This window comes from Raineyella sp. W15-4, from assembly GCF_033170155.1.
In the GTDB taxonomy this organism is placed as follows: domain Bacteria; phylum Actinomycetota; class Actinomycetes; order Propionibacteriales; family Propionibacteriaceae; genus Raineyella.
Window position 1 is genome coordinate 1136002 of record NZ_CP137079.1, and the last position, 17123, is coordinate 1153124.

A 17123-nucleotide genomic window follows, 5' to 3' on the forward strand; every position below is an offset into this window, starting at 1 on the left:
CGTGTCAGCTCAGAAAAGGCAGGGTGTGGCGGAGCTTCCTGAGTGCGGGCTGTCGTGAATGGACGTTGCTGGTCGATGGACTGGATGGCACTGGGCCGGCGACCGCGAGGACAGGTCAGCACGACGTAGTGGTGCACCTGACAGGTGACCAGCCCGGCGACACGACTCACGCGAGTTCTGGCCGGGGATCATCCCGTCAGCCGGAGCATTCATGCACGACACACCGACCGATCCCGCGAGTCCGCTGAGGATCGGTTCGCTCTTCTCGGGATACGGCGGCCTCGACCTCGCTGTCGAACATGTCTTCGGCGGAGAGACCGTCTGGTTCTCTGAGATCAATGAGCCCGTGGCCAGGGTCTTCGCCCACCACTGGCCCGACGCCCCGAATCTGGGCGACATCACAAGGATCAGCTGGTCGCAGGTCGAGCCCGTTGACATTCTGATCGGCGGCTTCCCCTGCCAAGACGTGTCCACCGTCGGCAAGCGCGCCGGTCTCGCACCCGGAACCCGCTCAGGTCTATGGGCGCACATGGGCACAGCCATCGAAGTGCTGCAACCCCAATGGGTCGTCATCGAAAACGTCCGCGGTCTGCTCTCGTCCCCAGCCATCCGACCGATCACCGAAGGAGACGACAATGCCCCGCGCAACCCCTGCGCAGCAACCCCCGACGATACAGCCCTTCGCGCTCTGGAGCCCGACCCGTGGCATCTGGGAGACAGCGCAACTCGACCTCTACGAGCAGCCGGCGCCGTACTCGGCGATTTGGCCGACCTGCGGATGGATGCACGATGGGTCGGTCTACCTGCTTCCCTTGTCGGCGCTCCTCACCCCCGGTTCCGCATCTTCCTCCTGGCCCAGCGTCAAGACGCTGTTCCGAACCCCGCTCGCGTCGGACTCGCTTCGAGGTGGAGAGACCCTGGACAAGGTGAAGGCGAGACGGGGCACGATCGCACTCTCGCACCAGATCATCGACCTCGCGCTCCACGGACCGGATGGCTCGCTCAGCAGGCACAGCGACTCGGCGACGTTGTGGTCGCTGACCGAGGACATCTTCACCGCTGGGGACGCTATGCCCACGCCGTGGCTCGTTGGGAGCACATCACCGGACGAGTCGCACCAGCGCCCGCACTCCTGAGGAACGAGAATGGCCCGCGTCCAGCACCGGAGTTCGTGGAGTGGCTCATGGGACTCCCTACCGCCTGGCTCTCCGATCCACGACATGGCCTTCCGCCGAACCAGCAACTGATGGCGCTTGGCAATGGGGTCCTGCCTCTACAAGCGGCGATCGCACTGACTGCCGTGTCAGCGTTCTCGCCGCTTGGGTAGCGGAGGCTACGCGACCGCCGGCCGCGATCACTCCGCTGGGTGAGCGGCGGGGGTGTCCCCGATGCGGTGATCCTGCGTTCGTAGGTCGGCCAGGCAGCGAGCAGTAGGAGCCCGTTGGCGCTCGGCGTGCTGGGGTCCGCGGTGTGGGTGGTGATTGAGAGGTGTGGGGTAGCGCGCTTTGTTGCCTGTTTGGGAGTCGTTGACAGGGGTTGGGCCTATGACGCGTCCGCGTTATCCATCCTCGTGGGTAGCCGGTGTAGTCGTATGACGAGTGTCGCCGCCGTGGCGAAGGCGGCGAAGATGGTGATGTTTGTGAGGGCGTCGGTCCATGAGATCGCCTGCGTTGCCCGGAGTTGCGCGATGCTGGAGGTCATTGCGGCGATGGAGTAGGCGCCGACATTGTTGATGATGTGAGCCGCGATGCCTGCTTCGAGACCGCCGGTGAGGATCACGAGGGTCGAGGCGAGCAGCCCGAAAGCGAGTCTGTCTACGAACAGTGCGGCGTTCTGGACGCCATGGAGTGAGGCAAACACGAGTGACGATGCGGCGGCCCCGATCCAGGGGTTGGCGGTGAGTCTGGTCATCGACTGTAGTAGGTAGCCGCGGAAGAGGTACTCTTCGGCTGCGGCCTGCCACGGGGTGACGATTGCCACGACGACAAGGAAGCTCCACCACTGCGGCTGCGGCGCGAACTGGAAGGGCTGGCTTTGGAGGTAGCCGACCAGCAAGCTCCCGCCAAGGATGAGGATGGTCGCTATCCCGAGACATATCCCGAGATAGCCGCGGCGCAGACGTTGTTCCACCGAGGAGAGTTGTCCAAGCGGGGCACGGTGGAGTCGGGTCATCAGGAGCCAGCAGCACAGGAGCAGCCCGGCGATGGCGATGCCGTTCGCCGCGAGTCCGGTGGGTATCTGGTAGCTGGCGGCATAACTCTGAAAGTCGGTGAAAGGCACGTCGGGTGCTGTCACGTAGTGGGAGACGGCGGTGATCGCCAGCGAGATCCATGGCGTGAGAGTGAAGTAGAACGCGAACGCGATGAGGATGCCGAGCAGCGCTGCGGGTCGTCCTGCTTGGCAGCTGAGCTGCTCAGCGTAGGTGACCGGCGGCGCGGGCGAGGTCTTGTCCGTCCTGCTGTCTGGGTCCGGCTGATTGCTGGGATAAGCCATGTGCAGTGCTCTCTGTGTGCTCCCGTGAGCCCCGGCTGAGCGCTGTCCATGCCGAGGCCCTTCATTGGCGGAACCTAGGCGGGACCAGGGGTGTGTGCTTCTGGGTCTGTTCGGGGGCTGACGCGTACTGCAATGGCGGCCGGGAGGCCGAGGTCGATCGTAGTGTCGTCGACGGTGACCCGGACGGCCGCAGCCGCGGGGCTGACGTCGGTGACGGTAAGTCTGGTACCGACCGAGATTCCGTGTCCGGTGAGGTAGCGGAGGATGTCGGGCGAGCGATCCGAGACGCGCAGCACTTGCACGGAGGTGCCGGGTTCGGCCTCGTTGAGAGCTTGGCTGTGATCGGGCGGGATCCGTCCGTCAGGGTCGGGGATCGGGGCTCCGTGGGGGTCGTGGGTGGGGTGCCCGAGTGCGGCGTCCATGCGGTCCAGTACGAGGTCGGAAACGGCGTGCTCCAGGTGGTTCGCCTCGTCGTGGACCTGGTCCCAGGACAGCTCTAGATGCTCGACGAGATAGGTCTCCACGATTCGGTGTCGTCGAACGATGTCTATCGCGATTGCGCGCCCGTCGTCGGTCAACTCGATTGGGCCGTAAGGCTCGTAGGAGATGAGTCCGTCGCGGGCGAGTCGTTTTAGGTTGGCCGAGACGGTCGAGGGAGTCACGCCGAGTTGGGCGGCTAGGTCTGTTGTAGAGGGCTCCCCGCCAGGCCATTCGTGGGCTTTCCAGATCAGCGTTACATAGTCCTCGACCATGCGGGTGGCAGGAGAGCGCTTCATCGGGGTCATCCTAGGCGTGGGTGTCCATAACGGTCTTCGGCTCGTCTTGATCGACTGCGGGCTGCTCGTGGAAGGGCGCGACGAGTGTGGGGAGGATGCTGTGTCGATGAGCGACGAGGAAGCCGATGGTGAGGGCGAGGTGGATGGCGCTCAGCACGTACCGTCCGGTGGTGTCAGTGATGAGGAACTGGACGCCGAAGAGCGCGGCGAGCCCGATCGCGGACCACCAGTGGAACCGCAGCGCGAGGATGATTGCCACCCCGAGCAGCGTCTGGGTGGCCGTCAAGGTGAACTCCTCGACTTGGCGGCTGTCTAGAGCCAGCGAACTGGGTCCACCGCCCAGGAAGTGCGCCACGGGCAGTGAGCCGACCAGCAGGCTCCACTGGTTGACCTTGGATGCGATCAGCGTGCCGATGGCAGCCACACCTTTGCCGCGGGCGGCGAACATCACCGCGATGATGAACTCCGGGGCCTCCGAGGCTAGCGGGGCGAGCCACTGAACCAGAAAGTAGCTGTCGATGCCGAGCGCCGAGCCTGAGGCGACTAGTGCATCGGCGAACGGTTCGGCTGAGATCAGGATCACCGCCCCGGAGACGAGGAACATCGCCACGACGAGAATGCGCCTCGGTCGGGCGTCAAGCCCGGCAATCAGCGCTGCCGCGCCTACGAACTCCTCCTGGTCAGCGTCGTAGGTCTGCGCGGCTCGCCATAGATGGAGGCCGAACACGACGATGAGACCGACCCCGAACCACAGCGGGATGCTCCCGATGAGCGGGATCACGAACGCGACGAGCCCGAGGATAGCGAGGAAGCCGACGTCTCGTCGGCTGGCAACAGGCAGCTCCAGCGCATTGGGGGTGGGTGCATCGTCCCGGCGTGCCTGGCGGCGCGCGACGACGAGTGCGACGACCACGACGAGGGGCCAGCCGAAGCCGAGTAGCAGCCGGTTCGAGCCGGTCATGTTCGCGGCCGCGAAGTGGAGGTAGGACGGATCGGAACCGGAGCGGTAGGCGTAGTACAGGTCTACGGCATACTCCGGGAGAACTGCGATCAGTGCCAGCAAGGCAATGGCGAGGGCGCCCGAGATGTCCTTCTGGGCGGCTTCGGCGGCCCAGAGGGTGTCAGATGGTTTGTGTGAGGGAGGGTGCCCTCGTCTGAAGGAGACGACACTATGACTATGGCTATTAGCCCGGAACGTGCTGAGCGGCGTCGGGCTCAGAAGGAGCTCGCTGACCAGTTGAAGGCGTCCGGGGCGATGGATGAGATCTTCGCCAAGATCGATGCTGGTGAGCCGTTGACCGGTGAGGGTGGCCTGTTGGGCAGCATGCTGAAGGCCACCTTGGAGCGGGGCTTGGAGGTCGAGCTGACCGACCACCTGGGCTACGAACGTGGGGACCCGGCGGCGGCGATGTTCGACAACTCCCGCAACGGCACCAGCTCCAAGACCGTGACGACCGAGGTCGGAGACATCGAGTTGGCCGTGCCGCGGGACCGGCAGGGCTCGTTCACCCCGATGCTGGTCGCGAAGGGCCAGCGCCGCCTGGACGGCATCGATGGGATGATCATCAGCTTGTACGCCGGCGGGATGACGATCCGTGACATCCAGCACCACCTGGCCTCGACGCTGGGTACCGAGTTGTCGCACGAGACGATCAGCAAGATCACCGATCAGATCGCCGAGGAAGTCCTGGCCTGGCAAACCCGGCCGCTGGAAGCGTTGTACCCGGTGATCTACCTCGACGCGATCGTGGTGAAGGTCCGCGACGGCGGGCACGTGCGGAACAAGGCCGCTCACATCGCGGTCGGCGTCGACCTCGATGGCGTCAAGCACGTCCTGGGGATCTGGGTCCAAACCACCGAAGGGGCGAAGTTCTGGGCGTCGGTGTGCGCCGAGCTCGCCAACCGCGGGGTGCGTGACGTGCTGATCGTGTGCTGCGACGGGCTGACCGGGTTCCCCGACGCGATCGCGGCAACCTGGCCGTACGCGACCGTGCAAACCTGCGTGGTGCACCTCATCCGCGCGTCGATGCGGTTCGTCGCCTACGGCGACCGCAAAGCCGTTGCCGCAGCGTTGAAGCCGATCTACACCGCCGCGAACGACGACGCCGCGCTGGAAGCCCTGGCCGCGTTCGAGGACAGCAGCCTGGGCCGTAAGTACCCGGCGACCGTGAAGACGTTCACCGACGCGTGGGAACGGTTCACACCGTTCCTGGCGTTCCCGCCCGAACTGCGCCGGGTCATCTACACCACGAACGCGATCGAGTCGCTGAACTACCAGCTCCGCAAGGTCACCAAGAACCGCGGACACTTCCCCAACGACGCCGCCGTGGTCAAGCTGCTCTGGCTGGCGATCTGCAACATCGAGGACAAACGCGCCCGCGACCGCGCCAAAGAGAAAGGCCTACCCGCCGGCAGGCGCAAAGCATCCGGCAGGCTCGTCGAAGGCCAGATCGTCACCAACTGGAAAGCCGCCCTCGGCCAACTCGCCATCGCCTACCCCGACCGCATCAACCCCTACCTGTAACCACCAATCGGAAACCGCCTTACACAAACAACTTGACAAGCTCTTGCCCTGCACCCAGCCCACGGTCACCTCACCAGCCGGGGTGGTGGGGAACTGCGGTGTCACGAGCAGCAAGGCGGTCACCGCGGCAGGCATGACCAGGCCCCGCCAGTCACGCCGGCGACCGATCCGCCACCACTGCGCGATCCCTGCACAGACGGCTGCTATCAGGAACGACAAGCCGGTCACACCTACCCACGAGACAGCTTCGGCGAACGGGCTGCCGGCCTGGCTCATCCCCAGACGAGCCCAGGGGAACCCGCCGTAGGGCCAGCTGCCCATGATGGACTCGCGCAGTGTCCACAACCCTCCGACCAGAAGCGGGACGATCACTAGCTGACCCCACTTGCCGCGCAGCGTCCGCGTGGACCACCGGTAGGCCAACGCGATCGGTATTGCTCCCGCGGCGAACAACAGTGCCTGCAAGCCGGCCAGACCGAGCCACGGCAGCGGACCCAGAAACCGTCCCGCCCAACTCAGGTGCGCCACGAAGAAGGCACCGCCGTAGACCAGAGCGACCAGAAAGGCTCCGCCCGACTTCCGGCCGGCGAGCGCGAGCAGGGCCAGGGTGACGCTGACGAAGGCGATCGGCCACCAGCCGAGTTCGGGGAATGCAGCGTCCAGCCCCACGCCAGCCAAAGCCGAGGTCACAATGGCCCACCCCAGCGGCAGCGCAGGCCGCGCCGGCTGCGCGGGCTGGCTGATGTCGTCCGCAGGCGGACTGGTCGTGGTGATGGTCATGCTGACCGCTAGTGGGTGCTGGCCAGCACGGCACTGGGTTGTTCCGCAGACCTGGCATTGCTCAAAGCGGCCGGTCGTTGGGCGGCGCGGATGCCGTTGAGGATCACCACGACCTCGGCCACCTCGTGGACCAGGACAATCCCAGCCAGTCCGACGATGCCGAACAGCGCCAGCGGGAACAACAGCACGATGATCGCCAGCGCGAGGCCAATGTTCACCGTCATGATCCGCCGTCCCCGGCGCGCGTGAGCCAGCGCGGCGGGTATGAGCCGCAGGTCGTGACCGGTGAACGCCACGTCCGCTGAGTCGATCGCGGCGGCTGCTCCTTTGGCGCCCATGGCGATGCCCACCGTCGCTGTCGCTAGCGCTGGGGCGTCATTGATGCCGTCGCCCACCATCGCCGTGGGGCTGCCACCGGTAAGTTCCCTGATGGCCAGGGCCTTGTCGGCCGGAAGTTGCTCGGCCCTCACGTTGGTGATCCCGGCCTGCCGGGCCAGCGCGTTCGCGGTGCTGGCGTTGTCGCCGGTCAGCATGATCGTGTCAATGCCCTGGGCGCGCAGCAGACGTACCGTTTCTGCGGACTCAGGTCGCAGTTCGTCACGAATGCCGATCAGCCCGGCTATCTGACCGTCGGCTTCGACCACGACGACCGTCATGCCCTCGCCCGCCATTGCATCAGCATCTGGCGAAAGCCCTGCGGGGTCGATCCATCGAACGTTACCGACCCTGACCCGGGCATCTCCGACCTGACCGGTGATGCCGCAGCCGGCTTCTTCGACCACCCCGGATGCCGCGGGCGCGCCCGATACGGTCGCGGCGATCGCCGCCGCCAACGGGTGGGCGCTGGATGCCTCCAAAGCCCCAGCCAGCGACAACAAGTCCCCCCGCGAGATGCCAGGCGAGGTTCGTACGTCCACCACCGCGGGGTCGTTCCGGGTCAGGGTGCCGGTCTTGTCCAGCGCGATCGTGCGAATGGTCCCCAATTGTTCGAACGCTTCGCCCCGACTTGATCACGACACCGAACTTCGACGCCGCGCCGATCGCGCTGATCACGGTCACCGGCACCGCGATGGCTAAAGCGCACGGTGACGCCGCGACCAGCACCACCAGAGCTCGTTCGGTCCAGGTCCATGGATCACCGACGATGAACCCGAAGACAACCACCAGGACCGCCACGACCAGCACCACGGGCACCAGCGGGCGGGCGATCCGATCCGACAAACGCGCCCGTTCCCCCTTGCGGGCGTGGGCCTGCTCGACCAGCGCCACGATCTGAGTCAGCGAGTTATCCCGGCCATCCGCGGTGGCCTCGACCTGCAGGGTCGCCGAGCCGTTCACCGACCCCGCCGGCACCTCATCGCCCGGACCCACCTCCACCGGGATCGACTCTCCAGTCACTGCCGATGTGTCGATGCTCGATCGGCCCATCACCACGACCCCATCGGTCGCAACCCGCTCACCAGCGCCGACCACCAGGATGTCCAGCACCTGCACCTCCGCGGCCGGGACCGTCACGTCTCCGCCCAGCCGCGAGATACGAACGGTCTGCGGAATCAGCGCCAGCAGCCCCCGCAGACCGTCCTTCGCACGATCCATCGCCCGGTCCTCAAGAGCCTCGGCCAACGAGAACAAGAAGGCCAGCGCAGCCGCCTCCCCGACATGTCCCAGAAGAACCGCCCCGACCGCCGCGATCGTCATGAGCAGGCCTACGCCGAGTCGGCCGCGAGCCAGCCGCCGGAGAGCGCCCGGCACGAAGGTGTAGGCCCCAGCCGCCAGGGCAACGGCCTGAAGCCCTCCAGCGGCCAGGTCGAGCCCGGCCCATGCCAGACCATAACCGGCAAGCAGAAACACCCCAGAGACCAGCGACGGCAGCAAAGCGGGATCCCGCCACCACGGTGGCCGCACCCCCTCAGTGTCCTCGTCGCGCTCGCCGCGACCATTGGAAGCCGGCTCGCAGCACGCGCCGCCCGGTGTGTGCGCCGCAACTCTCAGGTCTCCGGCGGGTCCGGGTTGGTTTGTTCCAGGTTCCCGCAGCAGACTCATCGGCAAGGAGCCGTCCCCACGTGGAGCGTCCTCGCCGCAGCACTCCCTGCTCACCGGGCCTCTCCCGTCCTGCCAGCACCCGGGCCACAGCACAACGGCACGTCACAGTCCTCATTCACACAGGACACGCCGTCGTCGTAGGCGACCACCGCCTCCACCAGCAACTCCAGCGCTCGCGTCAGATGCGGGTCAGCGATCTCGTACCGCGTCTGCCGGCCCTCGGGCGTTGCCACCACCAATCCGCAGCCGCGCAGGCAGGCCAGATGGTTCGACACATTGGTGCGGGTCAGGCCCAGTGACTCCGACAACCGAGCCGGGTACCCCGGCGCCTCCAGCAACTGGAGCAGAATCCGCGAACGGGTCGGATCGGCCATCGCCCGGCCCAACCGATTCATCACGTCCAACCGGGAAGCAAGAGTCAGCACACACTGACCATACATCGGATGCTGACCTTATGCGTGAGGATGGGTCACCCAGGCAGCCCGGTTTCTTTTGACGCCGCAACGTGGCTCACGCTGATCCCGGCGGTGAGTACGTGGATCGGTGTCGGGTCAGACCGGCAGTGCAAAACTGCTCGCCCACTGCCGTACACCGGCCATTGCGATGTCCCACCAGCCGGTGATCAGCAGCACCCCGATCACCATCATGGTCACCCCGCCGGTGACCTGAATGGCACGATGGTGGCGGCGCACCCAGCCCAGCGTGCCGCCCAGCCGGTCGAAGGCCAGTCCAGCGACAATGAACGGCAGCCCGAGGCCGAGCGCGTAAGCGAAGGCAAGCACGGCGCCGCGCAGCGCAGTGCCCTCGTTCAGGGCCAACGTGAGCACGACCGATAGCGCCGGGCCGATACATGGCGTCCACCCCAGCCCGAACACGATTCCCAGCAGCGGCGACGCCGCCACGCCGGCTCGGGGGAGCACTTGCAGCCGCCACGTCCCGCGACCCCACGGCAGCCAGTCGGTGAACACTAATCCCAGGGCGATGCTCAACACGCCGGCAGCCACCATCAATGGCCGCTGCCACGCGAAGAGCGCGGCACCCACCGAACCCATCAGCGCTCCGGTGGCGACGAACACCGCCGCGAAACCGCCCACGAACCCCAGCGTCCCGAGCAGTACGCGACCCCGCCCGGCCACCCCTTTCGCGCTCTGGCCGGTAGTGATGTCCGCAGCCCCCATCCCGGTGGCGTACGACAGGTAGCCAGGCAGCAGCGGCAGCACGCACGGTGAGAAGAACGACACCAGCCCGGCGAGGAGCGCGATCGGCAAACCCAATGCGACCGAGCCGCCCACAGCCTGGCGGATCCAGTCGCCCAACTCCAGCGGGATCACTTGCCCGCTGCCACGTCTTGGATCAGACCCACCAGGGTCGATTCTGTGGTCTCGCCGATGATCCGGGCAGCGACCCGGCCCTCCAGGTCGACCACGATCGTGCTTGGGATGGCGTTGGGCGGCAACTCGCCGGAGAAGTTCAGCAGAAGCGCACCCTCAGGGTCGAACAGGTTCACATAGGGAACCTCGAATGCCCGCACGAACGCACGGGGCGCGGCCTTGTCGAAGTCTCGGGTGTTCAACCCGACGAAGACTGCCTGGTCGGCAAGCTTCTGGCTGGCGGCCACGAGCGCGGGCGCCTCGGAGCGGCATGGCGCGCACCAGGAACCCCACACGTTGTAGACGATCACCTTCCCGGAGACGTCAGCACTCGTCCACCGCTCGTCATCCAGCGTGACGCCCTCGATCACGGGCGCCTGCGGACGCTCATCGGCAGGCAGCACCGTCAGGCTGCCATCACCCGACACGAACCCTCCAGTGTTGGCTTGTGTCGACCCGCAACCCGCGAGCAGAACACCCGACGCGATCGCAACGGCCGCGCTCCAGAGCCGGCGCCTGACCGTGTGCGGAAGGCTCCCAATGTGCGACCGTTGCACTGATCCAACCTCTCAGAGTCACAGTTGCGGTCCCGACCACTGCCAGGGACCGTCCCTGGCCCACAAGACTGCCACAGCCGAAAAGGGCCTCCGGCAAGCAGCTTCGTGGCCTGGTAGTCAAACCCCATCAGCCACGTGATCTCGCGTCAACCCTCTATCGCTGCGAGTACTGCCGTCGTCGGACAGAGCGCAGCGGCACGCTTCGGCCAGTAGCTAGACTCATCGACAACCCGAGGAGCGAGCATGAGATCACAACGCGGCGGCGCCGCAGGCGCCGCCGCGTTGATGCTCATCGGTGCGAGCAACCTTGCTACCGGAGTGAGATCGGTGAACATCGCCGATACAGCCTGTATGCCGCAGGTGCCCCTGATCGCGCCGTTCGGCGTCCACCTCGATCTGTTGGTCGAGTCCGAGCTGTGCCCAGAGCACAGCTACCTGCCAGGGCTGAACTTCGGACGCTTCGCACAGTCCTTCATGGTGCTCTCAGCAACCACCTTGATCGCCGGCCTGGTCGTTCTGCTGCTCGGGCTCGGCGTGGGACTCTACGCCCGCCAGGCAGCAAAGACGGCCCGCGACTGGTTCCGGACACGCCTAAGTGATGCCAGGCCGGCGACCCTTACCGTGCCTACCCACGTTGCCGTCACGGCCCTCGTGGTGGCCACCCCCGGACGTCGCCCCTATCACCCGCTTCAACGCCGAGGCCCACCCGCCCTGTCCTGCTGATCGACTCAACTCGCACCCGTGCGCAGACGAGCGCCCTTTCGGTGAACGCCGAGGTCCTGGTGCTCGGCGCGGCGCTGCGGTGCGTCCGAACGACGACAGACAGGTCCAACCACCTTGACCACATCAGACGACCTTTTGGAGCGCATCCACCGTTTCAGACAGACCGACAGGTGGATCTTCTCCACCATGCTCTTCTCGGCCTGCCTCAGCCTGTACGCCTCCTTCGTCCTGTCAACCGACGCCATCCGGCTAGCGGCCAACCCCAAAGTCGGACTCCCATGCAACCTCAACGAGGTCATCAACTGCAGCGCAGTCGCCAGATCCTGGCAGGCCGGACTGTTCGGATTCCCGAACGCGTTCCTCGGCCTGATGGCCGAGCCCGTAGTCATCACCATCGCGGTCGCCAGCCTCGCCGGCGTCAGGTTTCCGCGAGGCTTCATGCTCGCCGCCCAGATCGTCTATGGCCTGGGCTTCGTGTTCGCCTACTGGCTGTTCTTTGAGTCCACTTTTGTCATCGGGGCGCTGTGCCCCTGGTGCCTGTTGGTGACTGTGTCCACCACCTTGGTGTTCGCATCACTCACCCACGTCAACCTGCGCGACAACAACCTGTTCCTCCCAACGAGCCTGCACAAGACCTTGACCAAAGGGCTTCGCCTGGGAGTCGACAACCTGCTCGTCGTGCTCTGGCTCGGAGCGATCACCACCTTGGTGCTCGCCAAATACGGTCCAGCCCTCTTCGGGTAAGGACCCCAACCAAACGACCTGCCCACACACCGCGTCGCCGCCAGTCAGCACGCGTCCTACCCACATCTTCCGGCAAGGAGCCCTACATGCCCAGCAATCAGAAGCCCAAGAAGCCAATCGTCGACGAACGCCCCGAACCAGGGGAACGTGGCGCCCGAAGAACCATCATCTTGATCTGCGCGGTGCTGGTGATCTCGGTGGTCATCTTCGGCATCATCCAAGCCAGTCGCCAGCCCGCCGCCGTCGTCGAGCCGTCCACACCCGTCCCCACCGAAACCTCCGGCGCGCTCGTGGTACGCGAAGACTCCCGCCGACTCAACGACGTGCCAGATGCCACTGTGACCTTCGTAGAGTTCCTGGACTTCGAGTGCGAGGCCTGCGCCGCGGTCTTCCCGGCGATCGAGCAACTCCGGCAGACCTACGGCGATCGAGTGTCCTTTGTCATCCGGTACTTCCCGCTACCCAGCCACTTCAACAGCGAACGCGCGGCCAGAGCGGTCGAAGCCGCCGCTCAGCAAGGAGAACTTGAAGCGATGTACACCAAGATGTACCAGACCCAGACCGAGTGGGGTGAACAGCAGATACCCAAAGACGACCTGTTCCGCCAGTACGCCCAAGAACTCGGCCTCGACCTTGAGCAATGGGACGCCGCGTACAACTCTGAGGCCACGCTCCAGTTCATCCGCAACGACTTCAACGACGGTGTGGCCCTGGGCGTGACTGGTACGCCAACCTTCTTCCTCAATGCAGAGTTGATCAGTCCTGAGACCCTTGATGACCTCACCACCATGCTCGACCAGGCGCTCGCTGAGTAGACCGCTGCGGGTGCGGTACTGCCTACATGTCTGAGCCACTGCGGGTCGGCAGCGACTACTGGCCGGTTTGGGCATGCACGTACGCCGGCTCTCGCCCCATCGGCCCCGCGGCTCTCGATTGTGTCAGAGTCATCGTGATCCGTAGTGGTAGCGCACTCCTCGTTGGCGAGTTGGGGCAAAGGCTTGTGAAGACGGGGGATGTGGTCCTCCTTGCAGCAAACGTCCTGTGCGGAAGCGAGCCTGAGGGCCACATCACCTTGACCACGATCCATGCGGATACGGACTATGTGATCGATCAGGTCTACTGGCAGCACGCTGGGCTCGTGCGGGATCGGCTTGATGCTCAGGACTTCGCGGCGACCATCTACGCCGAGCCAGCGCAGGTTCTCAGCCTCGGTGAAAGGCAGGCCGAGACACTCACAACTTGGCTCGACGAGATGGTCGCGCTGAGCGCCGAGCGGCCCGTTGCTCGCTACTTCTTCCGGATGCAGGCCCTGTGGTTTTCCATAGCACACGTCATTGCCCCGTTCATCAAGGCGTCCCCGGTGCGGATATCAGCCGCCCGGCCGAGTCATGTCCGGCCAACCTTGCCGAGGGAACGACGGTTCGCTCCCATCAGGGAGGAGGCCCGCAGAGTTGCTGAGCTGTTGCGGACATCACCCGAGCGGCGATGGACTCTCGCCGCTTTGGCCATGGAAGTACACCTGTCGCCTGCTCAGCTAGGCAGGGTGTTCGTCGACGCCTTTGGCAAGACACCGCTCGCGTTCCTAACGATGGTGCGAGCCGAACGCTTGGCAAGGTACCTGCGCGAGACGGACCTCACTGTCACCGAGGCAATGTGGCGGGTCGGATGGCGCAGCCGAAGTCACGGCACGGAACTGTTCCGTCAGTACGTCGGACTGACGCCGGGTGCCTACCGACGACGCCAAGGGTCGTGTGGGCGCAACTGATGTACCCGATCTCGTCGTGTTCAGTGCCCGATTTCGGGACGTCTGTCTTCCCTGGGCCTCTCATAGCCGGTCGGTGATGTAGTCCGGTAGGGACTCGTCAGGTTCGTGTTGTCGCCTGGCGGTCTTGGTCGCACCCCTGGCCCGCCGTGCTTCTTGATGTTCCTGGCGTACCTCACGGTCACCGACGATCGGGTGATCTCGGCGGAGGGAAGGTCCAGGATGACTGCGACGGAGGAAGTACGAGCCAAGCGGGACGCGAAGCTCGATGAGCTGCACGAGAAGCTGACTGGCGCGGTGGAGACGCTGGTCTCCGGGCGGGACTGGGCCCGCGCGTTGGCGTTCGCGGCCCGGTTCCGATCGCGCTCGTTCAACAACGCGCTGCTGATCTGGGTTCAGCACGAGGCTGCGTTCGAGGCTGGCCGGGTGCCCGGGCCGGTGCCGTCGTATGTGGCTGGGTATCGGCAGTGGCAGCAGCTTGGCCAGCAGGTGCAGAAGGGCCAGCCGGGTTACATGATCTTCGCTCCGGTGACCGGCCGGTTCGCCTCGTCGAATCCTGGTGATCCGTCGTCGTGGCGTCGTTTGGGTCCGCGCGAGAAGCACAAGGTCAACGAGGTAGTGCGCACGAAGATGGTGGGCGCTCGGCCCGCCTATGTGTGGGACGTGACGCAGACCGAGGGCGATCCGATCCCTGAGCCACTCGCACCGAAGCTGCTGGACGGCGAAGCCCCGCAGGGACTGTGGGATGGCCTGGCCATGCAGGTCGAAGCGTTGGGGTTCGAGGTGCTGCGTGTCCCGGATGACGGGCGGATCGGCGGCGCGGACGGCCTGACCGACTACGTCGCTCGGCAGGTATCGGTGCGTACCGATGTGACGGAGGTCAATCAGATCGCCACGTTGGCGCACGAGCTGGCGCATGTGCTGATGCACGACCCCAAGGATGAGGACGCTCGCCAGCATCGGGGTGTTCGTGAGGTGGAGGCCGAGAGCGTGGCGTTGATGGTCGGTGCTGCGCACGGGTTGGATACCAGTGGTTACACGATTCCGTATGTGGCGGGGTGGGCGTCGTCGGTCAAGGACGCTGAACCTGTGGAGGTCGTCAAGGCGACCGGTGAGCGGGTGCGGAGGACGGCGCTGGGCATCCTCGACCAGCTGGACACGTTCCAGGTCGCCGATGGCACGCCGCCTGGTCTTGCGCGTGATGTTCCCACTGCGGAGCCGAAGGCGCTGCATGTGCCGCCGCCGTCGGAGCATCGGCCGGCGGCGAGGGTGCCGGTGGTGGCGGGTCGGGGGTTGTGATGCCCGCGCGTGCCGACTTCACCAGGGCGTTGTTGCGTGCCAGTGGTGCTTCGACGCTGGCGGCGTCGGCCCGGCATCTCGCGCAGGTGGGGGTGCCGGTGTTCCCCTGCCAGCCGAGTGGGAAGCGTCCGCTCACGACGCGGGGGTTCCACGATGCCACCACCGACATCGGCCGGGTCGAGGCGTGGTGGTCGCGGACTCCGGAGGCGAACCTGGGTGTCCCGACTGGCGTGGTGTCGGGGATGGTCGTGGTGGATGTGGACGTGCATGGCCCGGTTGATGGGCGGCAAGCGTTCGCCCGCGCCGAGCGAGCCGGGCTCGTCGATGGCTGGGGTCTGCTGGTGGAGACCCCGACGGGTGGCCTGCACGCCTACTTCGCTGCGACGGCGGGGGTCGAGCAGCGGTCATGGCAGGCCGCTCGTGCGGGGGTGGACTTCCGGGGTGATGGCGGGTACATCATCGTGTCGCCCTCGGTTCGCATCGTCGGCGGTGTCCCGATCCGCTACGAGGTCGTCAATGTCGGCGACCAGCCTGCCGCTGCGCTGGACTCGCGTCGGCTGCGGGACTTCCTCGATCCACGTCCGGGACCGGTCGTGCGGCAGGGTCGTGGGTTGGTGCGGTTGGCGGATATGAACCGGCTGGCGTTCTGGGTCGCTGGGCGTGGTGAGGGTGAGCGGAACCGGGGGCTGTTCTGGGCCGCGTGCCGCTTGGCCGAGAGTGATGTCTCTGCCTCGGATGCGCTCGATGTCCTCAGCGCAGCCGCCAGCCAGGCCGGGCTGGGCGAACGCGAGATCGCCACCACGGTGCGCTCCGCCTACCGGATCGCGCACCCCGCGCCCGAAGCCGGTGGCCCCGGCCTCGGTGGCGGCGCCTGGTTCGAGCGAGCCAACGCCCCGAACCCAGGCATGGGTGGGCGGAGGCTGTGATGAAGACGACCGGTAGGCAGTGGGCGGGGCGCACCGCAGTGGTGGGGACGGTGTTCATCGCGTTGGGTGCGTTCTGGCTGAGCTTTACCGCGCTCGCCGATCTGGCGGCGCGTTCCGGGGTCGACCGGGGACAGGCGTGGGCGTGGCCGTTGATCGTTGATGGGATCATCGTGGTGGCGACGGTCGCGGTGGTGGCGCTGGCTGGGCAACGCTCAGCCTGGTATCCCTGGTCGCTGCTGGTCGGCGGGGCGCTGGTGTCGGTGACGGCGAATGCGATCCACGCTGTGGTCGCTGCGGACGCCGATGTGCCCGGCCTGCTGGCTGCCTCGGTGGCCGCGGTACCGCCGGTGGTGCTGCTGGCGATCACCCATCTCACCGTGATCCTCACCCGCACCTTCCCACAGGAGTTGCCGGGGCAGCCTGAGGTGTTGTCCGAGATCCCGGAGATGCTGTCCGAGGTGTATGCCGGACCGCAGGGTGTTGTCCACTCAAAGTCGTTGTTGTCCGTTGCCTCTGAACCTCTGGCCGATGAGCGGGAGTTGTCCTTAGCCTCGGATGAAACCCCTGGTCGTTCTGATCGCCGGGCTCGTGCTGCGGCGTTGCGGGCCGCGGGCTGGTCGAACAAGCGGATTGCCCGCGAGGTGCAGGTGCATCCGGCAACTGTGGGGAGATGGTTCGCCGCCGCGCACCTTCCCGACACCAATGATGACGCCGCCGGCGAGCGGGAGGAGACGCGTCAGCGCCAGCCCTCCCCTGACGACGCCGACGGCCCCCGCCCAGCACCGGCATTCGTCGAATGGCTCATGGGCCTGCCGACTGGATGGGTCACCGATAGCGGCGGCCTGACGCAGAATCAACAGATCACCGCCCTCGGCAACGGATTGCTACCCCTCCAGGCTGTGTCCGCGCTGTCACTGCTCGCCGCGTGAACGTGGGCTACGAGAGAGCGGCGTCCTCCGGTGCTCCCGGTGTCGTTCCCAGAGCGGCGAGCAGGCGGACCCGGACTCGCTGCTTGCGCTGCTCGAAGAACGAGGTGAAGTCGGCCAAGTCGAGCGGAAGGCCGTCGAGGTCGTCCTCGGCAAGGTACGTAGCTCGCTTGTCCTTCGCTCGGGAAGGCGGTGTCCAT

15 protein-coding genes and 3 pseudogenes are annotated in these 17123 nt (G+C 66.1%); 10 read left to right on the forward strand and 8 right to left on the reverse strand.

What is annotated here, in order from left to right:
* Nucleotides 1–211: 211 nt before the first annotated feature.
* Both R0145_RS05290 and R0145_RS05295 read left to right on the forward strand, forming a co-directional pair.
* A pseudogene (locus R0145_RS05290) lies at nucleotides 212–589 on the forward strand (DNA cytosine methyltransferase); the annotation flags it as partial.
* A gap of 46 nt (nucleotides 590–635) precedes the next feature.
* Complete coding sequence (locus R0145_RS05295) at nucleotides 636–1136, forward strand: hypothetical protein (RefSeq protein WP_226997256.1); 501 nt, start codon at nucleotides 636–638, stop codon at nucleotides 1134–1136.
* Nucleotides 1137–1542: 406 nt separating this feature from the next.
* Here the strand turns inward: R0145_RS05295 and R0145_RS05300 are convergent, their stop codons facing one another.
* From R0145_RS05300 to R0145_RS05310, 3 genes are all read right to left on the reverse strand, one after another.
* On the reverse strand, nucleotides 1543–2493 hold the full coding sequence (locus R0145_RS05300) for a CPBP family intramembrane glutamic endopeptidase (protein ID WP_073186130.1): 951 nt from the start codon (nucleotides 2491–2493) through the stop codon (nucleotides 1543–1545).
* 74 nt (nucleotides 2494–2567) lie between these two features.
* Nucleotides 2568–3269 (reverse strand): metal-dependent transcriptional regulator, encoded by a 702-nt coding sequence (locus tag R0145_RS05305; RefSeq protein WP_139280077.1) that lies wholly within the window; start codon nucleotides 3267–3269, stop codon nucleotides 2568–2570.
* Nucleotides 3270–3279: 10 nt separating this feature from the next.
* On the reverse strand, nucleotides 3280–4332 hold the full coding sequence (locus R0145_RS05310; RefSeq protein ID WP_411742077.1) for a sodium:proton exchanger: 1053 nt from the start codon (nucleotides 4330–4332) through the stop codon (nucleotides 3280–3282).
* A 108-nt stretch (nucleotides 4333–4440) separates the two neighbouring features.
* Here R0145_RS05310 and R0145_RS05315 point away from each other — a divergent pair, with 108 nt between their 5' ends.
* Nucleotides 4441–5793, forward strand: a complete 1353-nt coding sequence (locus R0145_RS05315; RefSeq protein WP_411742036.1) for an IS256 family transposase — start codon at nucleotides 4441–4443, stop codon at nucleotides 5791–5793.
* A gap of 201 nt (nucleotides 5794–5994) precedes the next feature.
* Here the strand turns inward: R0145_RS05315 and R0145_RS05320 are convergent.
* From R0145_RS05320 to R0145_RS05340, 5 genes and pseudogenes are all read right to left on the reverse strand, one after another.
* Nucleotides 5995–6573: pseudogene (locus R0145_RS05320) on the reverse strand (apolipoprotein N-acyltransferase); the annotation flags it as partial.
* A gap of 8 nt (nucleotides 6574–6581) precedes the next feature.
* A pseudogene (locus R0145_RS05325) lies at nucleotides 6582–8478 on the reverse strand (cation-translocating P-type ATPase).
* 188 nt (nucleotides 8479–8666) lie between these two features.
* Nucleotides 8667–9041: a Cd(II)/Pb(II)-sensing metalloregulatory transcriptional regulator CmtR gene (gene cmtR / locus R0145_RS05330; RefSeq protein ID WP_077687481.1), complete on the reverse strand. Its 375-nt coding sequence runs from the start codon at nucleotides 9039–9041 to the stop codon at nucleotides 8667–8669.
* 126 nt (nucleotides 9042–9167) lie between these two features.
* Nucleotides 9168–9947, reverse strand: a complete 780-nt coding sequence (locus R0145_RS05335; RefSeq protein WP_077684795.1) for a cytochrome c biogenesis CcdA family protein — start codon at nucleotides 9945–9947, stop codon at nucleotides 9168–9170.
* On the reverse strand, nucleotides 9944–10528 hold the full coding sequence (locus tag R0145_RS05340; RefSeq protein WP_077687482.1) for a TlpA family protein disulfide reductase: 585 nt from the start codon (nucleotides 10526–10528) through the stop codon (nucleotides 9944–9946). Before R0145_RS05340 ends, R0145_RS05335 begins: the two co-directional genes overlap by 4 nt.
* Nucleotides 10529–10786: 258 nt before the next feature.
* Here R0145_RS05340 and R0145_RS05345 point away from each other — a divergent pair, with 258 nt between their 5' ends.
* From R0145_RS05345 to R0145_RS05375, 7 genes are all read left to right on the forward strand, one after another.
* Nucleotides 10787–11266: a hypothetical protein gene (locus R0145_RS05345; protein ID WP_026926294.1), complete on the forward strand. Its 480-nt coding sequence runs from the start codon at nucleotides 10787–10789 to the stop codon at nucleotides 11264–11266.
* 114 nt (nucleotides 11267–11380) lie between these two features.
* Nucleotides 11381–12010 carry a vitamin K epoxide reductase family protein gene (locus R0145_RS05350; protein ID WP_026926293.1) on the forward strand — a complete coding sequence of 210 codons (630 nt, stop codon included), beginning with the start codon at nucleotides 11381–11383 and terminating at the stop codon, nucleotides 12008–12010.
* Between the two features lie 86 nt (nucleotides 12011–12096).
* Complete coding sequence (locus tag R0145_RS05355; protein ID WP_077684797.1) at nucleotides 12097–12825, forward strand: DsbA family protein; 729 nt, start codon at nucleotides 12097–12099, stop codon at nucleotides 12823–12825.
* 26 nt (nucleotides 12826–12851) lie between these two features.
* The gene (locus R0145_RS05360) at nucleotides 12852–13775 is read left to right on the forward strand and encodes a helix-turn-helix domain-containing protein (RefSeq protein WP_077684798.1); all 924 of its coding nucleotides are present in this window, start codon (nucleotides 12852–12854) and stop codon (nucleotides 13773–13775) included.
* Nucleotides 13776–13994: 219 nt separating this feature from the next.
* A complete protein-coding gene (locus R0145_RS05365) occupies nucleotides 13995–15071 on the forward strand; it encodes an ArdC-like ssDNA-binding domain-containing protein (protein WP_077687484.1) in 1077 nt (358 codons plus the stop codon).
* On the forward strand, nucleotides 15071–15997 hold the full coding sequence (locus R0145_RS05370; RefSeq protein WP_077684799.1) for a bifunctional DNA primase/polymerase: 927 nt from the start codon (nucleotides 15071–15073) through the stop codon (nucleotides 15995–15997). Before R0145_RS05365 ends, R0145_RS05370 begins: the two co-directional genes overlap by 1 nt.
* Nucleotides 15997–16926: a DUF2637 domain-containing protein gene (locus R0145_RS05375; protein ID WP_073186140.1), complete on the forward strand. Its 930-nt coding sequence runs from the start codon at nucleotides 15997–15999 to the stop codon at nucleotides 16924–16926. Before R0145_RS05370 ends, R0145_RS05375 begins: the two co-directional genes overlap by 1 nt.
* Nucleotides 16927–17123 lie beyond the last annotated feature (197 nt).